Origin of the sequence: Amycolatopsis sp. SID8362 (assembly GCF_010550475.1) — a bacterium.
In the GTDB taxonomy this organism is placed as follows: domain Bacteria; phylum Actinomycetota; class Actinomycetes; order Mycobacteriales; family Pseudonocardiaceae; genus Amycolatopsis; species Amycolatopsis eburnea.
In genome coordinates, this window is sequence record NZ_JAAGNB010001600.1 from 1 (window position 1) to 3,184 (window position 3,184).

The window sequence follows — 3,184 nt, forward strand, 5'->3', positions numbered from 1 at the left end:
TTCGTCGCGCTCGTCTTCGGCTGACGTCAGCTCGCGTGGACGAGGACCCCGCGGATGTTCCGGCCTTCGCGCAGGTCGTCGTACCCCTGGTTGACCTCCTCGAGGCTGTACCGCGTGGTCACCAGTTCGTCCAGCTTGAGCTGGCCCGCGTCGTAGAGCCGCAGCAGGCGGACGATGTCGTACTGCGGGTTCGACGACCCGAACAGCGAGCCCTTGATCGTCTTCTCCATCAGCGTGAGCATCGCGCCGGACACCTGCACCGTCAGCTTTTCCGGGTTGGCCAGGCCGGTGACGACCACCGTGCCGCCCTTGCCGATCATGTCGAACGCCGCCGAGACGACCGGGGCGTCGACCGTGCCGACCGTGATGATCGCCTGGTCCGCGCCCTGGCCCCAGGACAGCTCGGTCACCTTCGCCGCCGCCTCCGCCGGGTCCGCGAACGCGTGCGTGGCACCGAACTTCAGCGCCGTTTCGCGCTTGAACTCCAGCGGGTCCACCACCACGACGTACTTCGCGCCCGAGTGGACCGCGCCCTGCACGGCGTTGATGCCGAGGCCGCCGATGCCGAACACCACGGTGATGTCGCCCGCCCGGACGTCACCCGCGTAGGTCGCGCTCCCCCAGCCGCTGGGGACGCCGCAGCCCACCAGCACGGCGGTTTCCAGCGGCAGCCAGTCGTCCACCTTCACCACCGAGTGCTGGGAAATCGTGGCGCGCTCGGAGAACGTGCCGAGCATGCACATCGCCCCGAAGTCCTGCCCGCCGCCGTGGAAGCGGAACGAGCCGTCCGGCATGTGGCCGTCCAGGATCGTCGCGCCCATGTCGCACAGGTTCTGCCGGCCGGTGGCGCAGTAGCGGCAGGTGCCGCAGTTCGGGATGAAGCTGCACACGACGTGGTCGCCCGGCTTGACCTTCGTGACGCCCGGGCCGACGTCCTCGATGACGCCGGAACCCTCGTGCCCGCCGACGATCGGGAACCGCGGCGGCAGGTCGCCGTCGGTCAGGTGCAGGTCCGAGTGGCACAGCCCGGCGGCGGTGTACTTGATGAGCACCTCACCGGGGCCGGGCCCGTCGAGGTCGAGCTCCATGATCTCGAAGGGCTTGCCCGCTTCGAGCAGGACGGCTGCCTTGGTCTTCATGCGCTTTCCTTTCAGAGGGCGACGTTGACGGCCTTGGTCTGGGTGTAGAGGTCGAGCGCGGCGGCGCCCAGCTCCCGGCCCCAACCGGACTGCTTGTAGCCGCCGAAGGGCAGCGCGGTGTCGAAGCCGTTGTACTGGTTGATCCACACCGAACCGGCCTTGAGCTGCTTGGCCGCGCGGTGCGCCTTCGAGAGGTCGCGCGTCCAGATCCCGGCGGCCAGGCCGTATTCGCTGTCATTCGCCGCGGGCGCGAACCCGCGCTCGGCGTTGAACGGCAGCGCGGCGACGACCGGCCCGAAGATCTCCTCCCGCACCACGCTGAACTGCGGCTGGACGTCGACGAGCACGGTCGGCTCGACGAAGTACCCCTCGTCGCCCCAGCGCTTCCCGCCGGTCAGCGCGCGGGCGCCGTCGGCGAGGCCCTGGGCCAGGTAGCCGGTGACGCGGTCGAACTGCTCCTGCGACACGAGCGGGCCGAGCTGGGTGGCCGGGTCGAGGCCAGGGCCGATCTTCACCTGGCTCGCCGCGTCGGCGACGGCTTGGGTGAACTCGTCGAAGATCCGGTCCTCGACGTACAGCCGCGTGCCCGCGACGCAGCACTGGCCGTGGTTGAACAGCCAGGCGTTGAGCGAACCCGGGACGGCGGTGGCGAAATCGGCGTCGGCGAACACCACGTTCGGGCTCTTGCCGCCCAGTTCCAGGGAAACCTTCTTCAGGTTGCCCTTGGCCGCTTCGACCACCTTCTTGCCGACCTCGGTGGAGCCGGTGAACGCGACCTTGTCGACGCCGTCGTGGGCGGCCAGCGCCGCGCCCGCGTCGCCGAAGCCGGTGACGATGTTGACCACGCCGGGCGGGAAACCGGCTTCCTCGAACAGTTCCCCGAGCAGCAGCGCGGTGAGCGGGGTCTGCTCGGCGGGCTTGAGGATCACGGTGTTGCCCGCGGCGAGCGCCGGCGCGATCTTCCACGCGGCCATCAGCAGCGGGAAGTTCCACGGGATGATCTGCGCGCACACGCCGACCGGCTCGCGCAGCGTGTAGGCGTGGAATTCGCTGCCGGGCGGGGCGAACGGCATCGACACGCTGATCGTGCTGCCCTCGATCTTGGTGGCCCAGCCGGCGTAGTAGCGGAAGACGTCGGCCGCCCACGCGGTGTCGACGACCTGCGCGATGGTCGCGGACTTGCCGTTGTCGAGGGATTCCAGCTGCCCGAACAGTTCCGCGCGTTCGGTGAGCAGGTCGCCGACGCGCCACAGCAGCCGTTCGCGCTCGTTGGGGCGCATCGTGGCCCACGGCCCGGTTTCGAACGCCCGGCGGGCCGCGGCCACCGCGCGGTCGACGTCTTCCGGGCCGCCCCAGGCCACTTCGGTGATCCGCTCGCCGGTGGCCGGGTTGTGGGTGTCGAACGTCCGGCCGGAGGCGGCGGGGACCCACCGCCCGTCGATCAGCAGGTTCTTCGTGCCCGCGACGAACTCGCGGACCGGTGCCAGCAACGGGGTTTCGGCGACTGCCGTCATCGGGAGCTCTCCTCACGTCGGTGTGACGTGAGTCATGGTCGCCCCGATGAGGCGCGTTCCCTGCCCAGTTTCTGGACAGTTTCAGCCGGGCACGCCGAGCGCGCGCATCCGGCTGTAGAGCGTCGTGCGGCTGACGCCGAGCCGGCGGGCCGCCTGCACCTTGTTGCCGTCGGTGCCGCGCAGGGCTTCGACGATCGCGGCGCGCTCGGCCCGTTCGCGGCCGCCCAGGTTCGTCGTCTTCGGCACCGCCCGGTACTGCGGCGGCAGGTCGGCGAGGACGACGTCGCCGGTCGTGCGGTGCCCGATCACCTGCCGCAGCACCGTTTCCAGCTCGCGCAGGTTCGCCGGCCACGGCTGCGCGGCCAGTGCGGCGACCGCGCTGGAGGTGAACCGCAGCCGGCAGCCGGGCCGGAGCTTCGCGGCGATTTCCTTGACCAGCGCGGGGAGTTCGGCCGCGCGCTCGCGCAGCGGCGGAAGTTCGACGGCGGCCCGGCAGGTCGACGCGAGCCCCGCGGTTTCCGGGGCCGACCG

The 3,184-nt window shown here is 70.8% G+C and carries 3 protein-coding genes; all 3 read right to left on the minus strand.

Annotation, left to right across the window (positions count from 1 at the left end; translation table 11 throughout):
* Positions 1 to 26: 26 nt before the first annotated feature.
* Positions 27 to 1,139 (minus strand): NDMA-dependent alcohol dehydrogenase, encoded by a 1,113-nt coding sequence (locus G3I65_RS48990; RefSeq protein ID WP_160702456.1) that lies wholly within the window; start codon positions 1,137 to 1,139, stop codon positions 27 to 29.
* An 11-nt stretch (positions 1,140 to 1,150) separates the two neighbouring features.
* A complete protein-coding gene (locus G3I65_RS48995; RefSeq protein WP_160702458.1) occupies positions 1,151 to 2,653 on the minus strand; it encodes an aldehyde dehydrogenase family protein in 1,503 nt (500 codons plus the stop codon).
* Positions 2,654 to 2,734: 81 nt separating this feature from the next.
* Positions 2,735 to 3,184 (minus strand): helix-turn-helix domain-containing protein (locus G3I65_RS49000; RefSeq protein WP_275940197.1); only part of this gene is annotated, 450 nt, incomplete at its 5' end.